Raw genomic sequence first — 3,655 nt, 5'->3', positions numbered from 1 at the left:
GATCCCTCGCCAAACAGGGCCTGATCCCAGCGCAGGGATCCGGGAGCCAGAGAGACACTGGCACCGCGGCCCCCGCTGAGGCAGGCTTCCGCCAGAGCCACGGCCAGTCCTCCCTCGCTACAGTCGTGGGCGGAGCGCACCCACCCCTGCCGGATGCCGTGGCGGCAGGCGGCTTGCACGCGCTTTTCCAGTTCCAGATCCACGGGGGCAGGCCGACCCGTGACCTTGTGGTAGATTGCCGCCAAATACTCGCTGCCGCCCAGACTGGTAACAGCCTGGGCTCCCAAGAGGTAGACGAGATCCCCTTCCTGCTGCCACCCCTGGCCACAGACCAACTTCAAGTCCGGAAGGAGACCGACCATGCCGATAACGGGGGTAGGGTAGATGGCCTGGGATCCCTTCTCGTTGTAGAGGGAAACGTTCCCCCCTGTTACCGGTGTCCCTAGGGCACGGCAGGCCTCCCCAATCCCCCGACAGGCCAGGGCCAACTGCCAGTACACCACCGGGTTTTCCGGGTTGCCGAAGTTGAGGTTGTCGGTTACAGCCAAGGGCTCCGCCCCCACGCAGGAGAGGTTGCGGGCGGCTTCGGCCACCGCGGCTTTGGCCCCCTCGTAGGGATCCAAATATACCCAGCGGCCATTGCCATCTAGGGTGGCAGCAATGGCCTTGCGGGCAGCCTGCAGGGGTGGCACCTCGCCCACGCCAAACTTTTGCGAGCGGATGCGGATAACCGCTGCATCTCCCTGCCCCGGCCAAAGGACAGTGTTGTTTTGCACCTGGTGGTCATATTGGCGATAGATCCAGGCTTTGCTGGCCAGGGTGGGGCGGGCCAAAAGCCGCAGCAGCACCTCTTGCCACGTCAGGGTTGCCTGATCGAGGTGGATCCCTTCGCGAGTGCAGGGGGGTAGGGTGGCGGGATCCCACTGCCACGCTGCCTGGACGTACTCCGGTGGCTCTGGCAACAGCGGGCGGACGTAGACGGGGGTCTCTTCGGCCAAGGCCCGCGCCGGCACTTGCACCACGCAGGTTCCGCGGTGCCAGATCTCCACCAGCGGCTCGGCAATGACTTCTCCGGCCACGCTAGCCTGCAGGCCCCAGCGGTGGAAGATCTCCATCACCTCCGCTTCGCGACCTTTTTGCACCACCAGCAGCATCCGCTCCTGGGACTCCGAAAGCAGGTACTCCCAGGCGGCCATGCCGCTTTCCCGCGCCGGCACCCGGTCGAGATCAAAGCGGATCCCTACGCCTCCTTTGGCGGCCATCTCCGCCGTGGAGCAGGTGATCCCGGCCGCCCCCATGTCCTGGGCGGCCACCACAGCTCCTGTGGCAAAGGCCTCCAGGCAAGCCTCGATGAGACATTTGCCCAGAAAGGGATCCCCCACCTGCACCGCCGGCCGATCCTGCTGGGAGTCCTCCTTGAGCTCGGCGCTGGCAAAGCTGGCCCCGCGGATCCCGTCCCGCCCCGTGGGGGCGCCCACGTACAAGACCGGATTCCCCCCCCCCCGAGCTGCCGATTTCACCACCGCCGGCGTCTCCAGCAGCCCCAGAGCCATGACGTTGACCAGGGGGTTGCCACTGTAGCAGGGATCCACTGCCACTTCCCCCCCCACCGTGGGCACCCCCACGCAGTTGCCGTAGTGGGCGATCCCCTCCACCACCCTGGCCATGAGGCGGCGGTTGCGGGGATCCGTCAGCGGCCCAAAGCGCAGGGAGTTGAGCAGGGCAATGGGACGGGCGCCCAGGGTAAAGATATCACGCAGGATGCCTCCCACGCCGGTGGCCGCTCCCTGGAAGGGCTCAACCGCTGAAGGATGGTTGTGGGATTCAATCTTAAAGGCCAGCCAGTCCCCATCCCCCAAATCCACGACGCCGGCATTTTCCCCCGGCCCCACCACCACCCGCTCGCCTGTGGTGGGAAAGTTTTTCAACAGAGGGCGAGAGTTCTTGTAGCAGCAGTGCTCCGACCACATCACCCCAAACATGCCCAGCTCGGTGGGGTTGGGATCCCGGCCCAGTTGCTGCTGGATCTGGTGATATTCCTGGGGGGAGAGGCCGTGGAGCTTCAGCTCTTCAGGGGTAGGGGGCATAGGCACCAAGGTTAAGTCAACAGGGCGGGCCCCAAAAGACGGGCCTGGCGTTCTTCCAGTATGCGACGCAGGCGGGGCCACTGCTGCAGCTGTGGGTCTTGGACAATGAGCTGCTCTGCTGCCTGGCGGGCCAACTGCAGCACCTCTTGGTCATCCATGAGGCTGGCCAGAGCAAAATCGGGCAGTCCCGACTGGCGGGTGCCCATCACCTCCCCAGGGCCGCGGAAGCGCAGATCCATCTCGGCAATGAAAAAGCCATCGTGGGACTGCTCCAGGACTTTTAGCCGGCGCAGGGCCTCTTCGCTTTGGGATCCCGTCATTAAAATGCAGTAGGCCTGGTCGGATCCCCGCCCCACCCGCCCCCGCAGTTGGTGGAGCTGGGAGAGGCCAAAGCGCTCGGCATGCTCCACCAGCATCACCGAGGCGTTGGGCACATCCACCCCCACTTCCACCACTGTGGTGGAGACGAGGATATCCAGCTCCCGCCGGCGGAAAGCTTCTATGACGGCGTCCTTCTCGCTGCTGGTCAGACGCCCGTGCAGCAGGCCCACCCGGAACTGGGGGAAGACCTTCTCCTGCAGGCGCTGGTGTTCCTCAATGGCGGACTTGAGATCCAGCTTCTCGGACTCTTCAATCAAAGGCAGCACTACGTAGGCCTGCCGCCCCTGGGCAATCTCCCGCTCCATCAGCCGCACCACCTGCAGGCGATCCCCCGGTCGAGCCACCACCGTGTGCACCGGCTTGCGCCCCGGGGGCAACTCGTCAATTTGGGTAACATCCAGATCCCCGTGCAGGGCCAGGGTAAGGGTGCGGGGGATGGGGGTGGCCGTCATGGTCAGGACATCGGGGTGATCCCCTTTCTGCTGCAGGGCAGCCCGCTGTTCGACGCCAAAGCGGTGCTGCTCGTCGATAACCACCAAGCCCAGGTTGCGAAACTGCACCGCCGGCTGGATGAGGGCATGGGTGCCAACCACTAGGGGCAGCTCCCCGGTCTGCAACTGCCGCAGGATCTCGCGCCGCTTGGCGGGGGGTGTGGAGCCGGTCAAGAGTTCCACAGGCACTTGCAGTTGGCTGAGCCACTCCACCAGCTTGCGGTAGTGCTGCTCGGCCAAGACCTCCGTGGGAGCCATGAGGGCCGTCTGCCAGCCCGACTGGATGGCCGCCAGCAAAGCCGCCACCGCCACCACAGTTTTGCCGGATCCCACATCCCCCTGCAGCAGGCGGTTCATGGGCAAGGGATCCCGCAGATCCGCCAGGATCTCGTCGATGGCCCGCTGCTGGGCAGCGGTCAGCTGGAAGGGCAGGATTTGGTAGAAGCGGTCCAAGAGCTCTCCTCTAGCTGGCTGGTAGCGGGGGACAGCCTGGGCCTGGGCGCGGTAGCGCTGCCGCCGCTGCAAGAGGCTAAGTTGCAGGTAGAAAAACTCGTCGAACACCAGCCGCCGCCGGGCCTGGGCCAGCAGCTCTTGCGTCTTGGGAAAGTGGATCTGCTGCAGGGCAAGGGGCAAGTCCAACAGCTGCAACTGCCGCTTCAGGGGCTCCGGCAAGGGATCCTCCACCAAGGCAGCTGC

Annotated in this window: 2 protein-coding genes; both read right to left on the bottom strand. The window is 65.3% G+C overall.

The genetic code is table 11. The features are described from left to right. The coding region (purL, locus tag NW835_RS05095) for a phosphoribosylformylglycinamidine synthase subunit PurL (protein WP_414414690.1) at positions 1–2,087 on the bottom strand (2,087 nt) is incomplete at its 3' end. Positions 2,088–2,098: 11 nt separating this feature from the next. Further along, positions 2,099–3,655, bottom strand: a 1,557-nt coding sequence (gene recG, locus NW835_RS05090; RefSeq protein WP_414414689.1) for an ATP-dependent DNA helicase RecG, incomplete at its 5' end; no start/stop codon positions are given.

It is taken from the genome of Synechococcus sp. OH2 (assembly GCF_047462155.1).
GTDB lineage: Bacteria > Cyanobacteriota > Cyanobacteriia > Thermostichales > Thermostichaceae > Thermostichus.
Note: the sequence above shows the minus strand (reverse complement) of the source record. Positions and strands in the feature narration are given on the sequence as shown.